This window comes from Serratia grimesii (genome assembly GCF_900186025.1).
Lineage (GTDB): Bacteria > Pseudomonadota > Gammaproteobacteria > Enterobacterales > Enterobacteriaceae > Serratia > Serratia grimesii.
Genome location: NZ_LT883155.1, coordinates 4,542,915 through 4,558,095, shown reverse-complemented (window position 1 = coordinate 4,558,095; position 15,181 = coordinate 4,542,915). Strand labels below are relative to the sequence as shown.

Annotated in this window: 10 protein-coding genes; 4 read left to right on the top strand and 6 right to left on the bottom strand. The window is 54.2% G+C overall.

Annotated elements, in window-relative coordinates; all coding sequences use genetic code 11:
* Positions 1 to 50 precede the first annotated feature (50 nt).
* Complete coding sequence (locus tag SGBXF1_RS21255; protein ID WP_061807835.1) at positions 51 to 1,469, bottom strand: glutamate synthase small subunit; 1,419 nt, start codon at positions 1,467 to 1,469, stop codon at positions 51 to 53.
* A gap of 10 nt (positions 1,470 to 1,479) precedes the next feature.
* Positions 1,480 to 5,940 (bottom strand): glutamate synthase large subunit, encoded by a 4,461-nt coding sequence (gltB, locus tag SGBXF1_RS21250; protein WP_037416371.1) that lies wholly within the window; start codon positions 5,938 to 5,940, stop codon positions 1,480 to 1,482.
* Between the two features lie 693 nt (positions 5,941 to 6,633).
* Between gltB and mnmL the strand changes: the two genes are divergently transcribed.
* The 4 genes from mnmL (at position 6,634) to mtgA (ending at position 11,525) form a co-directional block, all read left to right on the top strand.
* Positions 6,634 to 7,560, top strand: coding sequence for a tRNA modification radical SAM protein MnmL/YtqA (gene mnmL, locus SGBXF1_RS21245; protein ID WP_186428547.1), 927 nt, complete (start codon positions 6,634 to 6,636; stop codon positions 7,558 to 7,560).
* Between the two features lie 104 nt (positions 7,561 to 7,664).
* Entirely contained in the window at positions 7,665 to 10,013 is a 2,349-nt protein-coding gene (gene arcB / locus SGBXF1_RS21240) for an aerobic respiration two-component sensor histidine kinase ArcB (protein WP_186427513.1), read from the top strand.
* Between the two features lie 130 nt (positions 10,014 to 10,143).
* On the top strand, positions 10,144 to 10,797 hold the full coding sequence (gene elbB / locus SGBXF1_RS21235; protein WP_037416379.1) for an isoprenoid biosynthesis glyoxalase ElbB: 654 nt from the start codon (positions 10,144 to 10,146) through the stop codon (positions 10,795 to 10,797).
* Positions 10,794 to 11,525 (top strand): monofunctional biosynthetic peptidoglycan transglycosylase, encoded by a 732-nt coding sequence (gene mtgA / locus SGBXF1_RS21230; protein WP_037416382.1) that lies wholly within the window; start codon positions 10,794 to 10,796, stop codon positions 11,523 to 11,525. Before elbB ends, mtgA begins: the two co-directional genes overlap by 4 nt.
* A 40-nt stretch (positions 11,526 to 11,565) precedes the next feature.
* Here mtgA and dolP read toward each other — a convergent pair whose 3' ends face one another.
* Genes dolP through SGBXF1_RS21210 form a run of 4 tightly spaced genes read right to left on the bottom strand, consistent with a single transcriptional unit; the run spans position 11,566 to position 15,170 of the window.
* Complete coding sequence (dolP, locus tag SGBXF1_RS21225) at positions 11,566 to 12,141, bottom strand: division/outer membrane stress-associated lipid-binding lipoprotein (protein WP_037416385.1); 576 nt, start codon at positions 12,139 to 12,141, stop codon at positions 11,566 to 11,568.
* A gap of 9 nt (positions 12,142 to 12,150) precedes the next feature.
* Positions 12,151 to 12,741, bottom strand: a complete 591-nt coding sequence (diaA, locus tag SGBXF1_RS21220) for a DnaA initiator-associating protein DiaA (RefSeq protein WP_037416387.1) — start codon at positions 12,739 to 12,741, stop codon at positions 12,151 to 12,153.
* A gap of 51 nt (positions 12,742 to 12,792) precedes the next feature.
* Positions 12,793 to 13,146 (bottom strand): YraN family protein, encoded by a 354-nt coding sequence (locus tag SGBXF1_RS21215; RefSeq protein WP_115185184.1) that lies wholly within the window; start codon positions 13,144 to 13,146, stop codon positions 12,793 to 12,795.
* Positions 13,143 to 15,170, bottom strand: a complete 2,028-nt coding sequence (locus SGBXF1_RS21210) for a penicillin-binding protein activator (protein WP_186427512.1) — start codon at positions 15,168 to 15,170, stop codon at positions 13,143 to 13,145. Before SGBXF1_RS21210 ends, SGBXF1_RS21215 begins: the two co-directional genes overlap by 4 nt.
* Between the last annotated feature and the right edge of the window lie 11 nt (positions 15,171 to 15,181).

Here is a 15,181-nt window from a genome sequence, read left to right as displayed (position 1 = left end):
AGGGCCCGTCAGTGTGAACTGCGGGCCCTTAGAGGCAAAGCGGGGAAGGATTAAACTTCCAGGTAATTCATGATGCCATCAGCAGCCTTGCGGCCTTCGGCGATCGCGGTAACCACCAGGTCCGAACCGCGTACCGCATCGCCACCGGCGAAAATTTTCGGGTTGCTGGTCTGGAAGGCATTATCGGTGCTTTCCGGTGCAACAATACGACCCTGCTTATCGAGCTCAACGTCATGAGCTGCCAGCCAGTCCATTTGGTGCGGACGGAAACCAAAGGCCATGACCACTGCATCAGCATCGATGATATGTTCAGAGCCCGGTACCTGCTCAGCAACCTGGCGGCCATTAGCATCTGGTGCACCCAACTGAGTACGAACCATTTTCACTCCGGCTACGCGGCCAGCGCTATTTAATTCGATACTCAACGGCTGCAGGTTGAATTTGAAATCAACCCCTTCCTCACGCGCATTTTTCACTTCACGTTTGGAGCCCGGCATATTGGCTTCATCACGGCGGTAAGCACAGATAACCTCGGTTGCACCCTGGCGGATAGAGGTACGCACGCAGTCCATCGCGGTGTCACCACCGCCAAGAACCACGACACGCTTGCCTTCCATGCTGACATACGGCTCGTGTTGCTCGGCCTGATAGCCCATCAACTGCTTGGTGTTGGCTATCAGGAACGGCAATGCGTCGTAGACGCCCGGTGCTTCTTCGTTTTCCAGGCCGCCACGCATCGACTGATAAGTCCCGACACCGAGGAATACCGCGTCAAACTCATTGAGCAGCGTCTCCATGGCGATGTCTTTGCCCACTTCAGTATTGAGCTGGAACTCAATGCCCATCTCGCTGAAAATGCCGCGACGTTTGACCATCACTTCTTTTTCCAGCTTGAAGGCCGGAATACCGAAGGTCAGTAGACCACCGATCTCGGGGTGGCGATCGTAAACCACCGCTTTCACACCGTTGCGAGTCAGTACATCGGCACAGGCCAGACCGGCAGGGCCGGCACCGATGATCGCCACGCGCTTGCCGGTAGGCAGCACATGGGACATATCCGGCTTCCAGCCCATTTCGATCGCTTTATCGCTGATATAGCGTTCGATGTTACCGATAGTTACCGCACCGAACTCATCATTCAGGGTACAGGAGCCTTCACACAGGCGATCCTGTGGGCAGACACGACCACATACTTCCGGCAGGCTGTTGGTCTGGTGTGCCAAATCCGCAGCCTCCATGATGCGGCCTTCGTTTGCCAGTTTCAGCCAGTTCGGGATGTAGTTGTGAACCGGGCATTTCCATTCGCAATAAGGGTTACCGCAGGACAGACAACGGTCCGCCTGCGCCTTCGCCTGAGTTTCCGAAAACGGCTCGTAAATCTCTACAAACTCAATTTTACGGATCTTCAACGGTTTCTTTGGCGGATCAACGCGCTGCAGGTCGATAAATTGATAAACATTCTGACTCATTAATGACCTCTTACTGCGCCTGAACCCGCAGCTCAGCTGCGGAACGACTACGGTGACCCAACAATGCTTTGACATCACTGGACTTCGGCTTGACCAGAGCGAACTTCGGTGCCCATTCCGGCCAGTTAGCCAGAATCTCTTCCGCACGCGAAGAACCGGTCGCCTGCACGTGCTCGGTAATCAGACCGCGCAAGTGCTCTTCATGAATTGCCAACTGATCGACATCCAACACTTCCACCAGCTCTGGGTTCACACGTTTACGGAATTCGCCATCTTCATCCAGCACGTAGGCAAAACCGCCGGTCATACCTGCACCAAAGTTGATACCGGTTTTACCTAGGACGCAGACGATGCCACCAGTCATGTATTCACAACCGTTGTCACCGATGCCTTCTACGACGGTGATGGCGCCAGAGTTACGTACGGCGAAGCGTTCACCTGCACGCCCCGCGGCGAACAGCTTGCCGCCGGTTGCGCCATACAGACAGGTATTGCCAATGATGCTGGCTTCGTGACTGCGGAACGCTGAACCAATCGGTGGGCGCACGGCAATACGGCCACCGGCCATACCTTTACCAACATAGTCATTGGCGTCACCGGTCAGGGTCAGTTCAACCCCACCGGCATTCCATACGCCAAAGCTCTGACCGGCGGTGCCGGAGAAGTACGCTTTGATCGGATCGGCCGCCATGCCCTGATCGCCATGGACTGTAGCGATGGCCCCGGACAGTGTTGCACCTACTGAACGATCGGTATTGCGGATATCAAAGTAGAACGCCTTACTCTGCTTGGCTTCGATATGCGGTTCCGCCTGCGCCAGCAGATCTTTGTTCATCAACCCCTGGTCGAACGGTGGGTTGCTGCTTTCAGTACAGTACAGCGCCTTGCCAGGATGTGGCGTGGCAGTTTTCAACAGCGGCGACAGATCCAGCTTGTTCTGTTTGGCAGAAATGCCATCCAGCTCGGTCAAGAACTCGGTGCGACCAATCAGATCGACCAGCTGGCTAACACCCAATTGCGCCATGATCTCGCGGGTTTCACGTGCGATGAACTGGAAGTAGTTAGTCACACGCTCAGGCAGGCCGTGGTAATGATCGCGGCGCAGTTTTTCATCCTGAGTTGCCACGCCGGTTGCGCAGTTGTTCAGGTGACAGATACGCAGGTATTTACAACCCAGTGCCACCATTGGGCCGGTGCCGAAGCCGAAGCTTTCTGCGCCGAGGATCGCTGCTTTGACGATATCCACGCCGGTTTTCAGGCCGCCGTCCACCTGGAGGCGGATTTTATGGCGCAGACCGTTAGCCACCAGTGCCTGCTGGGTTTCCACCAGACCGAGTTCCCACGGGCAGCCGGCGTACTTCACTGAAGATAATGGGCTGGCACCGGTGCCGCCGTCATAACCTGCGATGGTGATCAGATCGGCATAGGCTTTCGCCACACCGGTCGCGATGGTGCCCACACCGGGTTCAGAAACCAGTTTCACCGAAATCATTGCCTTCGGGTTCACCTGTTTCAGGTCGAAGATCAACTGTGCCAGATCTTCGATCGAGTAGATGTCGTGGTGCGGCGGGGGTGATATCAGGGTTACGCCCGGCACTGAATAACGCAGCTTGGCGATATAAGGAGTGACTTTATCCCCTGGCAATTGGCCACCTTCACCAGGTTTGGCCCCTTGCGCGACTTTAATTTGGATCACATCTGCATTCACCAAATAGGCCGGGGTCACACCGAAGCGGCCTGATGCCACCTGTTTGATGCGTGACACCTTGTTGGTGCCGTAACGTGCTGGATCTTCGCCGCCTTCACCAGAGTTGGAGAAGCCGCCGAGGCTGTTCATGGCGATCGCCAGCGATTCATGTGCTTCCGGGCTCAGAGCACCGATGGACATGGCCGCAGTATCGAAGCGTTTGAACAGTGATTCGGCGGGTTCAACCTGATCAACCGGAATTGGCGTGCCTTTCGGCGTGATAGCCAACAAATCGCGCAGCATAGCAACGGGACGTTCATTCACCAGCTTGGCATACGTCTGGTAGTCGCTGTATTTACCGCTGTGGACCGCGGTTTGTAGCGTACTCACCACGTCAGGGTTGTACGCATGGTACTCGCCGTCGTGGACGAACTTCAGCAGACCGCCTTGCTCTAGCGGCTTGCGTTTCAGCCATGCGCGCTTGGACAGGTTTTGCAGATCTTGTTGGATGTCACTGAAGCTGGCTCCGCCGATACGGCTAACCACGCCCTGGAAACACAAATCGGACAAATCGCGATGCAGACCAACGGCCTCGAACAGTTTGGCGCAGCGGTAAGAAGCGATAGTCGATATGCCCATTTTGGACATGATCTTGTACAGGCCTTTGTTGATGCCATTACGGTAGTTCAGCATCACTTCACGGTATTTCTTGTCGATCGCCTGGGTATCCACCAGTTTGGCCAAGGTTTCGTAGGCCAGGTACGGGTAGACGGCAGTCGCGCCGAAGCCCAACAGCACGGCGAAATGGTGCGGATCGCGGGCGCTGGCGGTTTCAACGATAATGTTAGCGTCACAACGCAGGCTCTTTTCAACCAGACGGGTCTGGATCGCACCGACGGCCATAGGAGCAGGTACCGGCAGACGGCTTGTGGAGATCGCGCGGTCAGACAACACCAGTAACACGGCGCCATCACGGACCTTGCGTTCCGCCTCGTCACACAGCGCGCGGATGGTTTGTTCCAAATCCTGCTCTGCCGGATCAAAGGTCAGATCAAGATTGTCGGCACGATAGTATTCGCCTTCCAGCGTGGTGAGCTGCTTGAAGTCGGAGTACAGCAGGATCGGCGATTTAAAGCTTAACCGGTGTGCCTGGCCTTCAGCCTCGCAGAACACGTTCATTTCGCGACCGATGCTGGTCGCCAGCGACATCACATGCGCTTCGCGCAGCGGGTCGATAGGTGGGTTGGTCACCTGGGCGAACTGCTGACGGAAATAGTCATAGATAATGCGTGGACGGCTGGAGAGCACGGCGAACGGGGTATCATCACCCATTGAGCCGGTGGCTTCCTGACCGATCTCACCCAGAACGCGGATTACCTGATCCAGTTCTTCGCTGCTGTAGCCGAACTGTTTTTGGTAAGTCTCAAGCTGTGAGTCGTCAAGTTCACGACTGCCGACTTGATCGGCCGGTAAGTCTTCGAACGGCACCAGGCGCTTGACGTTCTTTTCCATCCATTCTTTATACGGATGGCGGCTTTTCAGATCGTCATCGGTCTCGGCGGAATGCAGGATCTTACCGCTGCGGGTATCGATCACCATCAGTTCGCCTGGACCAACGCGGCCTTTCTCTACAACTTCATCTGGCTGGTAATCCCAAATACCCACTTCAGAAGCACAGGTAATCAGTTTGTCTTTGGTGATGACGTAGCGTGCCGGGCGCAAACCATTACGGTCCAGGTTACAGGCAGCGTAGCGACCATCGGACATCACGATACCGGCAGGGCCGTCCCACGGTTCCATGTGCATCGAGTTGAAGTCGAAGAAGGCACGCAGATCGGTGTCCATGTCCGGGTTATTCTGCCAGGCAGGTGGCACTAGCAGGCGCATGGCACGGATCAGATCCATACCACCCGCCAGCAACAGTTCCAGCATGTTATCCAGCGAGCTGGAGTCAGAGCCAGTTTCATTAACGAACGGTGCGGCAGTTTGCAAATCCGGGATCAGTGGCGTCTGGAACTTATAAGTACGGGCACGCGCCCACTGGCGGTTGCCGGTGATGGTGTTGATCTCGCCGTTGTGTGCCAGGTAGCGGAATGGCTGTGCCAGCGGCCAGCGCGGTACGGTATTGGTAGAAAAACGCTGGTGGAACAGGCAAATGGCCGATTCCAGGCGCAGGTCCGCCAAATCAAGATAGAAGCGTGGCAGATCCGCAGGCATGCACAGGCCTTTATAGATCGTCACCAGATTCGAGAAGCTGCACACATAGAAGCTGTCGTCTTGAACGCGTTTCTCGATACGGCGGCGCGCGATAAACAGGCGGCGTTCCATATCACGTGGACGCCAACCGGCTGGGGCGTTAACAAAGATCTGTTCAATACGCGGCAGAGAAGAGAGGGCAATCTCGCCGAGCACGTCTGGGTTGGTCGGTACTTCACGCCAACCCACGACTGACAGCGTTTCATTTTGCAATTCTTCTTCGACAATGCGGCGGCTGGCACGGGCTTCCTCTTCGTTCTGGCTGAGGAACATCATGCCAACGGCGTAATTCTTGGCTAAACGCCAGCTGCGCTCTTCCGCCACCATGCGGAAAAAGCGGTCGGGTTTTTGTAATAACAAGCCGCAACCGTCGCCAGTCTTGCCGTCAGCAAGGATTGCGCCACGGTGCTGCATACGGGCAAGTGCGTGAATAGCGGTACGCACCACCTTATGGCTAGGTTCGCCTTCTATGTGGGCGATCAGGCCGAAACCACAGTTGTCCCGCTCTTGGGATTTATCGTACAACATATCAGTGAACCTCCCCAGGCTCTGCGTGACTCTCACAACCCACTGCGAGCGGCTTCTTAATTTCAGGCAGAAGTCCAATCAGCAAGGTTAATAGCGCCGATCTGCTTTTCCGCCCTCCGTTAATGGCCTCTCGTGACGGTTCTCACAAGTGGTAAATGACTTGTTTTAAGAGGGAGTCTTAAATTACTGCATAAATATGACGAGACGTTTGCCCGTCCAGAAAGCTTCCAGCGGACTTCCAACTTAGCGAGAAAGAATACGCAGGTCAACTATAGGCCTAAGGGGGTTTCTTATGGGATTTTTTTCGGTTAATTATTTGATATTTAATATTTTATTTGAGTTTTTTAGCTTGCGCAGGAGAGCAGTAACCCCCGGAGAAATGTGAGCTGTCTCACTATAGTGCAACGCCCGAATCTCTGCACCATGCTAGTGCGGGTGGGAATGGCAGAGTTTTATTCTAATAAGTCATTCTTTATTGTTGTTTATAACTATTTTTCATCGCTTTGTCATATTGACGTGAACGGTTGCGTGAGAATAAGAAAAATTCATCTTGGCTGGAGTGATTTTATTTGCATTTATAATGAATAGTTATGCCTGGTGAAGCCTTGCGGGGAAAGCGTTGATCTCTGTCATCGCGGGAAAAGCCGTTTCTTATTAGCATCACTGGCTTTGAACACAGAGACAACCAAGATTATGCAGTTGCCGCAATTAGTCAATATGTTTGGCGCCGATCTTCAGCGCCGATACGGTGAAAAGATCCATAAACTCACGCTGCACGGCGGTTTTAGTTGTCCTAACCGCGACGGCACGCTGGGGCGCGGTGGCTGTACCTTTTGTAATGTTGCCTCTTTTGCCGATGAGCAAATGCAACAACAGAGCATTGCAGAACAGTTGGCACTGCAGGCCGTCAGAGTGAATCGCGCAAAGCGCTATCTCGCCTATTTTCAGGCTTATACCAGTACTTATGCAGAGGTGAGTTTGTTGGCGCAGATGTACCAGCAGGCGCTGGCACAGGCTGACATGGTCGGCATCTGCGTAGGCACGCGCCCGGACTGTGTGCCAACCGCCGCACTTGATTTGCTGGCGAGTTACCTCGAACAAGGCTATGAAGTCTGGTTGGAGCTCGGGTTGCAGACTGCGCACGATAAAACGCTAAAACGCATCAATCGAGGCCATGATTTCTCCTGTTATCAACATACCGCACGACTGGCGCGCGAGCGTGGGTTGAAGGTGTGCAGTCACCTGATCGTCGGGTTGCCTGGAGAAACTGCTGCCGACCACTTGGTTTCGCTGGAGCAGGTGGTGGACTGCGGTGTGGATGGCATCAAACTGCATCCGCTGCATATTGTTACGGGGAGCACGCTAGCGCGGGCCTGGCAAGCTGGCAGGTTACCTGAACTAACGCTTGATGAGTATGCCGTCAGTGCGGGCGAGATGATCCGCCATACGCCGAAAAACGTGGTGTATCACCGTATCTCTGCGAGCGCACGCAGGCCGACGTTGTTGGCACCATTATGGTGCGAAAACCGTTGGAACGGTATGCAGGCAGTCGGTGGTTACTTGCAGCGTTATGGGGGACAGGGCAGTGCATTGGATGAAAAGCAGCAATATCACCCTTGATCGCTGTTTTGATTTGCAATCTTTCCCACACTTCGGTGTTTGCTTCCTTATCTCATCGGTGTTTTACGGTATGATTTAAACGATTCTGTCTGATGGGAGCCGCTATGAAGCAAATCCGGGTGTTAGCCCAGTACTATGTTGATTTAATGGTAAAACTGGGGCTAGTGCGCTTTTCGCTGCTGCTGGCGTCGGCATTGGTGGTGCTGGCGATGGTGGTGCAGATGGCGGTGACCATGCTACTGCGTGGCGAAGTCGAAAGCATTGACGTAGTGCGCTCAATCTTCTTTGGTTTGTTGATTACGCCGTGGGCGGTCTACTTCCTGTCGGTGGTGGTTGAACAGCTAGAGGAGTCACGTCAGCGTTTGGCACGACTGGTAGATAAACTGGAAGAAATGCGCCACCGCGACCTGGAGCTTAACCAACAGCTTAAGGACAACATCAGTCAACTGAATCAGGAAATCGCCGACCGTATCAAGGCAGAAGAAGAGCGTCAGCAAGTGATGGACAAACTGACGGAAGAAATGGAACAGCGTGAATTGGCGCAGATCGAACTGGGTCAGCAGTCGGCACTGTTACGTTCATTCCTCGATGCTTCGCCGGATCTGGTGTATTACCGCAACGAAGACAAAGAGTTCTCTGGCTGCAACCGGGCGATGGAGCTATTGACCGGCAAAAGTGAAAAACAGCTGATTGGCCTAACGCCATTTGATGTCTACGGCCAGGAAATTGCCGAGAAGGTGATCGAAACCGACGAGAAAGTGTTCCGTCATAACGTTTCCCTGACCTATGAACAATGGTTGGTTTATCCCGATGGGCGCAAGGCCTGTTTTGAGCTGCGTAAAGTGCCGTTTTATGACCGTGTGGGTAAACGTCATGGGCTTATGGGCTTTGGCCGCGATATAACCGAGCGTAAGCGCTACCAGGACGCGCTGGAGAACGCCAGTAGGGATAAGACGACCTTCATCTCAACGATCAGCCACGAGCTTCGTACGCCGCTTAATGGCATTGTTGGCTTGAGTCGCATTCTGCTCGATACCGATTTAAACGACGAACAGCTGAAATACCTCAAAACTATCCATGTCAGCGCCATTACGCTGGGCAATATCTTCAATGACATTATCGAAATGGATAAGCTTGAGCGGCGTAAAGTGCAACTCGACAATCAGCCGGTCGATTTCACCGGATTCCTCGCCGATCTGGAAAACCTCTCTGGCCTGCTGGCACAACCGAAAGGGCTGCAATTTGTGATGGAGCCGCAGCAACCGCTGCCGCAACAAATCATCACTGACGGTACTCGCCTGCGGCAAATCTTGTGGAACTTGATCGGCAATGCGGTCAAGTTCACCCCGCAAGGGCGGATTGTGGTGCGTGTGCGGCGCGAAGAGCAGGATCGGTTGGTGTTTGAGGTAGAAGACTCCGGCATGGGGATCCCTCAGGACGAACAAGACAAGATTTTCGCTATGTATTATCAGGTAAAGGATCAGCATGGCGGTCGCCCGGCGACCGGTACCGGCATCGGGCTGGCGGTTTCCAAGCGATTGGCGCAGAGCATGGGCGGTGATATCACCGTCAGCAGCGTACAGGGGCACGGTTCTTGCTTCACCTTGTCCATTAAGGCGCCAGGGGTGCAGGAAGCGGAAAACGAAACACAGGCCGAAGAGGTACTGCCATTACCGGCCCTGCATATCCTGCTGGTGGAAGATATTGAACTGAACGTGATTGTGGCACGCTCAGTCCTGGAGAAACTGGGTAACAGCGTAGAAGTCGCAATGAATGGACAGGATGCGCTGGCGATGTTTGATCCGGACGAGTTCGATCTGGTGTTACTGGATATCCAACTGCCGGACATGACCGGGCTGGATATCGCTCGAATACTGCGTGAGCGCTATGCCGGGCAGGCTTTACCGCCACTGGTGGCGTTGACGGCCAACGTGCTGAAAGACAAAAAAGAGTACCTCGACGCGGGGATGGACGACGTGCTGAGTAAGCCGCTGTCGGTACCGGCGTTGACCAAAGTCATCAAACATTACTGGGATCATCAATCCTCTCACGCCACAAAGAAAACGGAGCAAAAGACGATGCAGATTAATGAGTCGTTACTGGATACCACCGTGTTGGAACAGTATATGGACCTGGTGGGGCCGCAGTTGATTCATCAAAGCCTGGAGATGTTTGAGCAGATGATGCCAGGTTATCTGGCGGTGCTGGACTCCAACATGACGGCGCGCGATCAGAAAGGCATCACAGAAGAGGCGCATAAAATCAAGGGTGCGGCGGGTTCGGTTGGCTTGCGTCATCTGCAACAGCTTGCTCAGCAAATTCAAACGCCAACATTGCCGGCATGGTGGGATAACGTACAAGACTGGGTTGATGAACTGAAACAGGAATGGCGTATTGTGAACCTGCGTATTGGATTTAGTGTTCTGGTCGAGCAGGTTGTAGAGAATTCCTAAACATCATACAGCCAACAACATAGCAAATGTAAGCGCTCTTGTTAGAAGATTCATTAAAATGTGTGATGTAGATTAGTGTTTGTCTACTCCGAGCACTAACCAGTTGACAGTATCAACAGGAGGAAGGGTGATGAAAAACGTTGGTGTAGTGCTGAGTGGCTGCGGGGTTTATGACGGTACGGAGATTCATGAAGCCGTTCTGACACTGTTGGCGTTGGACCGTGCGGGGGCCAAAGCAGTGTGCTTTGCACCTGATAAACCTCAACTTCATGTTATTAATCACTTATCTGGTGATGAAGTACCCGAGCAGCGTAATGTTTTAGTGGAGTCAGCGCGCATTGCACGAGGCGAGGTCCAGCCGCTTTCACAAGCCGATGCCAGTCAGTTGGATGCCCTGATCGTCCCAGGAGGATTTGGTGCAGCGAAGAACCTCAGCAGTTTTGCGAGCGAAGGTGAGGGATGCTGGATTGATAAGGATTTGGTTAAGTTAACGCAACAAATGCATAAGGCAAATAAACCAATCGGTTTTATGTGTATTGCCCCGGCGTTGCTACCGAAGTTGCTGGATCAACAAGTGCGGCTGACCATTGGCAACGATCCAGACCTCGGTGAAGTGATTGATGCCATGGGCGGTGAACCGGTGATTTGCCCAGTCGATGACATCGTGGTGGATAGTGAAAACAAAGTGGTGACGACACCGGCCTATATGCTGGCTAAATCTATCGGTGAAGCAGCCAGCGGGATTGATAAGCTGGTTTCACGGGTGCTGGATTTGGCTGAATGAGAAAGTCTGCGGGGAAATCGATTTTATCCCGGCCGTGGTTTTGGCTGAAGCGTGGGCTTCTTGCTCTGGTTGGGGTGTGGTTATTGGGGATTATTGCCTTTGCTTTCCTGCCAGTGCCTTTTTCTTCCGTCATGGTAGAACGGCAGGTTGGTGCCTGGTTGAGAGGCGATTTTGGCTATGTAGCGCACTCCGACTGGGTGTCAATGGACGATATTTCCCCGCAGATGGCGTTGGCGGTGATGGCGGCCGAAGATCAGAAATTCCCTGACCACTGGGGTTTTGACGTGGCGGCGATCGAAAAGGCGTTTAGCCACAACGAGAAGCGCCCGACGCGCATCCGTGGTGCTTCCACGCTGTCGCAGCAAACCGCCAAGAACCTGTTCCTGTGGGATGGCCGTAGTTGGTTGCGCAAAGGGCTGGAAGCCGGGCTGACATCCGGTATTGAGCTGGTGTGGACCAAGCGGCGTATCTTGACGGTTTACCTGAATATCGTCGAATTCGGTGACGGTATTTTCGGTGTGGAGGAGGCATCACAACGTTTCTTCAACAAACCGGCCAAGCGGCTGACCGCATCAGAGGCTGCATTGCTGGCGGCGGTATTGCCCAACCCGCACCGTTTCAAGGCGAATGCCCCTTCTGGCTACGTGATACAACGACAGCAATGGATTATGCGCCAGATGCGCCAACTGGGCGGGGAAGCGTTTTTGAAAGAGAATAATCTGGATTAACGCGCCGGATGAAGGCTAGTGCCTTATCCGGCGCGGCGGGTTATTTTACTGAGGTAAAGGCCGTGGTGACGTGTTTCACACCACTCACCTGGCTGGCGATTTGTGCCGCTGATTGCCCTTCTTGTGGTGTAACCAGGCCCAGCAGGAACACTTCACCATTTTCGGTGGTGACTTTCACATTCGATGACTTCACCGTATCGCTGGTGAGCAACTGTGAACGTACCTTGGTTGTGATCCAGGTATCGGAAGAGGCGGTGCTCAGACTGACCGGAGTACCTTGGCGGATCTCGTTATACACTTCAGTCGTGCCTTCAACACCCATCGCGATTTGTTTGGCGCGTGCGGCCAAATCGGTACTCGGCGCTTGGCCTGTCAGTAATACTTTACCCTGGTAAGCCGTTGCAACGACGCGGGCATCTTTTTTCAACTGCTGATCTTTACTTAGGGCGTTCTCGACCCGGGCTTCCAGCGTGCCGTCGTCTACCTGAGTACCCACGCTGCGTGGGTCGGTGGCGGTTTTGGTGGCAACAGCCGCGCTGCCAACGACAACGCCTGCAATACAGCCTTGTAACAGCAGGGCGCTGGACAGCACTGCAAATGTGGCTTTCAGCTTCATCTCAGTTCCTTAATCGTCCTGGTGGGGAAACAACGTACTATCTATCAGGTCGCATAGGCAATTTACGGTGAGCATATGCATTTCCTGAATGCGTGCACTGCGGTGTGATGGGATACGGATTTCGACATCCTGCTGACCGAGCAAACCGGCCAGTTCCCCGCCGTCGTAACCGGTCAGCGCGACAATCGTCATATCACGCGTCACTGCGGCTTCGACCGCTTTTACAATATCACGGCTGTTGCCGCGGGTGGAAATTGCCAACAACACGTCGCCGGCATGGCCGAGCGCGCGCACTTGCTTGGCGTAGACCTCATCGTGCAGACGATCGTTAGTGATCGCCGTCAGCACCACGTTATCGGCATTGAGAGCAATTGCTGGCAGGCTTGGGCGCTCGGTTTCAAAGCGGTTGATCATGCTGGCGGCGAAATGCTGTGCGTTGGCTGCCGAGGTGCCATTACCGCAACAGAGAATTTTATTACCGTTAAGTAAGGATTGGACCAGCGTCATCGCTGCTCGCGAGATGGCATCGGGTAAAGCCTCCGCTGCCGCAATCTGAGTTTGGATGCTTTCGGTAAAACAGGCTTTAATTCTATCCAGCACGTTGTATTAATCCACTAAGTCAAAGGGCCGGTCTGCACCGGTAAACCACGATTAATCCGCATTGAAGGCGTTGGGTATCCATTCTAACTGGCTACCGGTGATGGCCAAAACATCAAAACGGCAAGATGATGTGTCAAAACTGGCTCCGCGCCCCGCCAACCAAACGGCGGCGGCATGCAACAACCGTTGTTGCTTACGATAAGTGACGCTGGCTGCCGCACCACCAAAAGCGTCATTGCGGCGGTAGCGGACTTCGACGAACACCCAGGTTTGACCATCGCGCATGATGAGATCGAGCTCACCGCCGCGCAACGCCACGTTGGCGGCGAAGAAGGTGAGCCCGGCGCGTTCCAGATAATGGCGGGCTTGTAACTCATAGCCCGCTCCTGTGGCGCGTTGACTCAAGAGACCGGAACGACCGTACCCTGACGGTATTGCAGCCAAGGCAGTTTTCTGTTGATCACACAACCTTGTGAGGATGTTAGCACACCCGTCGTGCCTGAGACCTGGAAGCCTGGCAGTTGGCGCATTTCAGCAAAGTGGTTGGACAATGTCCAGGCATCCATCCCCATTGCGTAAAGACGAACCAGCGAATAATCGTTACGGAACTGGCTGCTTGCCTGCTGCAATAACTGTGGGTTGGAGCCGGCCAATAATGGGATGTCGCTGAACTGCAGACCTTCCATTTCCAGGCGGAAGTCTGGACCGGCACCGGCCTGATAGCTGCGTGAGCTGGCGTACATTGCCGGCTTACTGCGTGAGGTGGTAGCCATGTCGATCATCGGTTTGATCAGTGTCAGTTGAGACTGTGTCGCTACGATATAGACCGCGTCTACGCTGCCGCCGCTGGCTGCAGGCGTATCGCTTGGCGGTGCCGGAATAGTCAGCCCGGCAATGGTTACCGCCTGTGGTGCAGGTGCAGCAGAGATTGGCGTACCGGACATGCGAATGCCGCCGCTGTTCACCATCTGACGCAATTCACCCGGTGAACCGATGCCTTGCTGCAACACGGTCTGGCCGCCCAGTTTCTGCCACTCTTGGTTAAAAGCCTTGGCAACGCGATCGCCAAAGGCGCCGCGTGGGATCAGCAACAGTGGTTGCCGTTTCTGCTGTTCCCAGATGTGGCGTGCAGCATCACGGGCTTCGTCTTCCGGTGAAAGTGCGAAGTAGCAAATATTTGGGTTGTCTTTCGGGGTTTCCGGCTGATTAAGCGCCAGTACGTTCAACGTGGTTGTGCTACTGGCCAGTTGGTCGACATTTTCTTTCAATAGCGGACCGACCACCAGGGTCGCGCCATCCTGCTGTGCCTGCGTCAGCAACGCGGCCAGTGGCTGGCTGGAGGTGTCATATACCTTAATCTGTGCGTTAGCGGCTTGTGGCGGCGTAATAGGCGCAGTGGACGGTGTAGACGGTTGTGCCGCTGTGACCGGAGCAGCCTCAGCTGACGGCGCAGAGGTGCTTACCGCACCATTGGCGTTTTGGTCCGCTGGTGCAGGTGCTTGTGCGGGGGCACTGACGGGTTGTGGTTGCTGTTGTACCGGTGCTGAAGACGTCACGCCATTTTTCGCCGCTTCAAAGCCTTTTTGGATCGCGTCGGCGAACACTTTGGCCTGGCCGTTCAACGGCAGCAGCAGGGCGATTTTCGACGTAGAAGCCTGGGTAAAGTTCAGTACCTGGTTCAACTGGGTCGGTAACGTTTTCGCCGCCGGGTTCTGCGGGTAGCGATTCTGCCAGTCTTTAATGCCTGCTTTCAACAGATCAGGATCCTGCTTGTTGTCCTGATAAACACGCAACAAATCAAGCCAACCTTGCAGCACATTCTCATTGGCATTGATCACCAGACTGTTCATGTCCTGCGGTGTCAGCTGTAGTAATGCTTGCCAGGTTTGATCCAGATTGGTTTGGTGCGCTTTGCCGGTCAACAATGGCTCTTGTGCGATATAAGCACGGATGAGCGGCAGAGAAGGTTTACCCTGATTAGCGGCGATCTGCGCCTGATAGAAGCGCACTAACTGATTGGCTGACAACGAGCCGGTATCCAGATGGCCTAATGTACTGCGGGCGCTGACGTAGCTTTTGTTCGCCACCTGAAGTTCAGCACTCAGCAACTGGCGTTCTACCTGCTGCACGCTACTGAGGTTTTTTGGCAGTTGGTTCAGCTGTTCACTGGCTTGCGGCAGCTTCCCTTCGCGTAACAGCGCGCGAATAGCAAGTAATTGCCAGTCAGCCTTGTTATCATTACTGCTTTGCTGCAACTGCTGCAGATAGTAATCGGAACTGGCGCTCGCTTCGTCCTGTATATTAGCGGGCGGCGTCTGCGGGGCCTGACTCGGGCAGCCTGCGAGGAAAAGGGCTGCAGCGATAACTGCGGTAAGTCGGACAGGCTTTGAACGCCCTGCTTTGGTACGAACGAATGTTGAGGAAAGCATACTGTATCCAG

Coding starts and splice junctions, on each gene's coding strand:
- SGBXF1_RS21255 (WP_061807835.1), bottom strand. CDS start 1,469: ATGAGTCAGAATGTTTATCAATTTATCGACCTGCAGCGCGTTGATCCG.
- gltB (WP_037416371.1), bottom strand. CDS start 5,940: ATGTTGTACGATAAATCCCAAGAGCGGGACAACTGTGGTTTCGGCCTG.
- mnmL (WP_186428547.1), top strand. CDS start 6,634: ATGCAGTTGCCGCAATTAGTCAATATGTTTGGCGCCGATCTTCAGCGC.
- arcB (WP_186427513.1), top strand. CDS start 7,665: ATGAAGCAAATCCGGGTGTTAGCCCAGTACTATGTTGATTTAATGGTA.
- elbB (WP_037416379.1), top strand. CDS start 10,144: ATGAAAAACGTTGGTGTAGTGCTGAGTGGCTGCGGGGTTTATGACGGT.
- mtgA (WP_037416382.1), top strand. CDS start 10,794: ATGAGAAAGTCTGCGGGGAAATCGATTTTATCCCGGCCGTGGTTTTGG.
- dolP (WP_037416385.1), bottom strand. CDS start 12,141: ATGAAGCTGAAAGCCACATTTGCAGTGCTGTCCAGCGCCCTGCTGTTA.
- SGBXF1_RS21210 (WP_186427512.1), bottom strand. CDS start 15,170: ATGCTTTCCTCAACATTCGTTCGTACCAAAGCAGGGCGTTCAAAGCCT.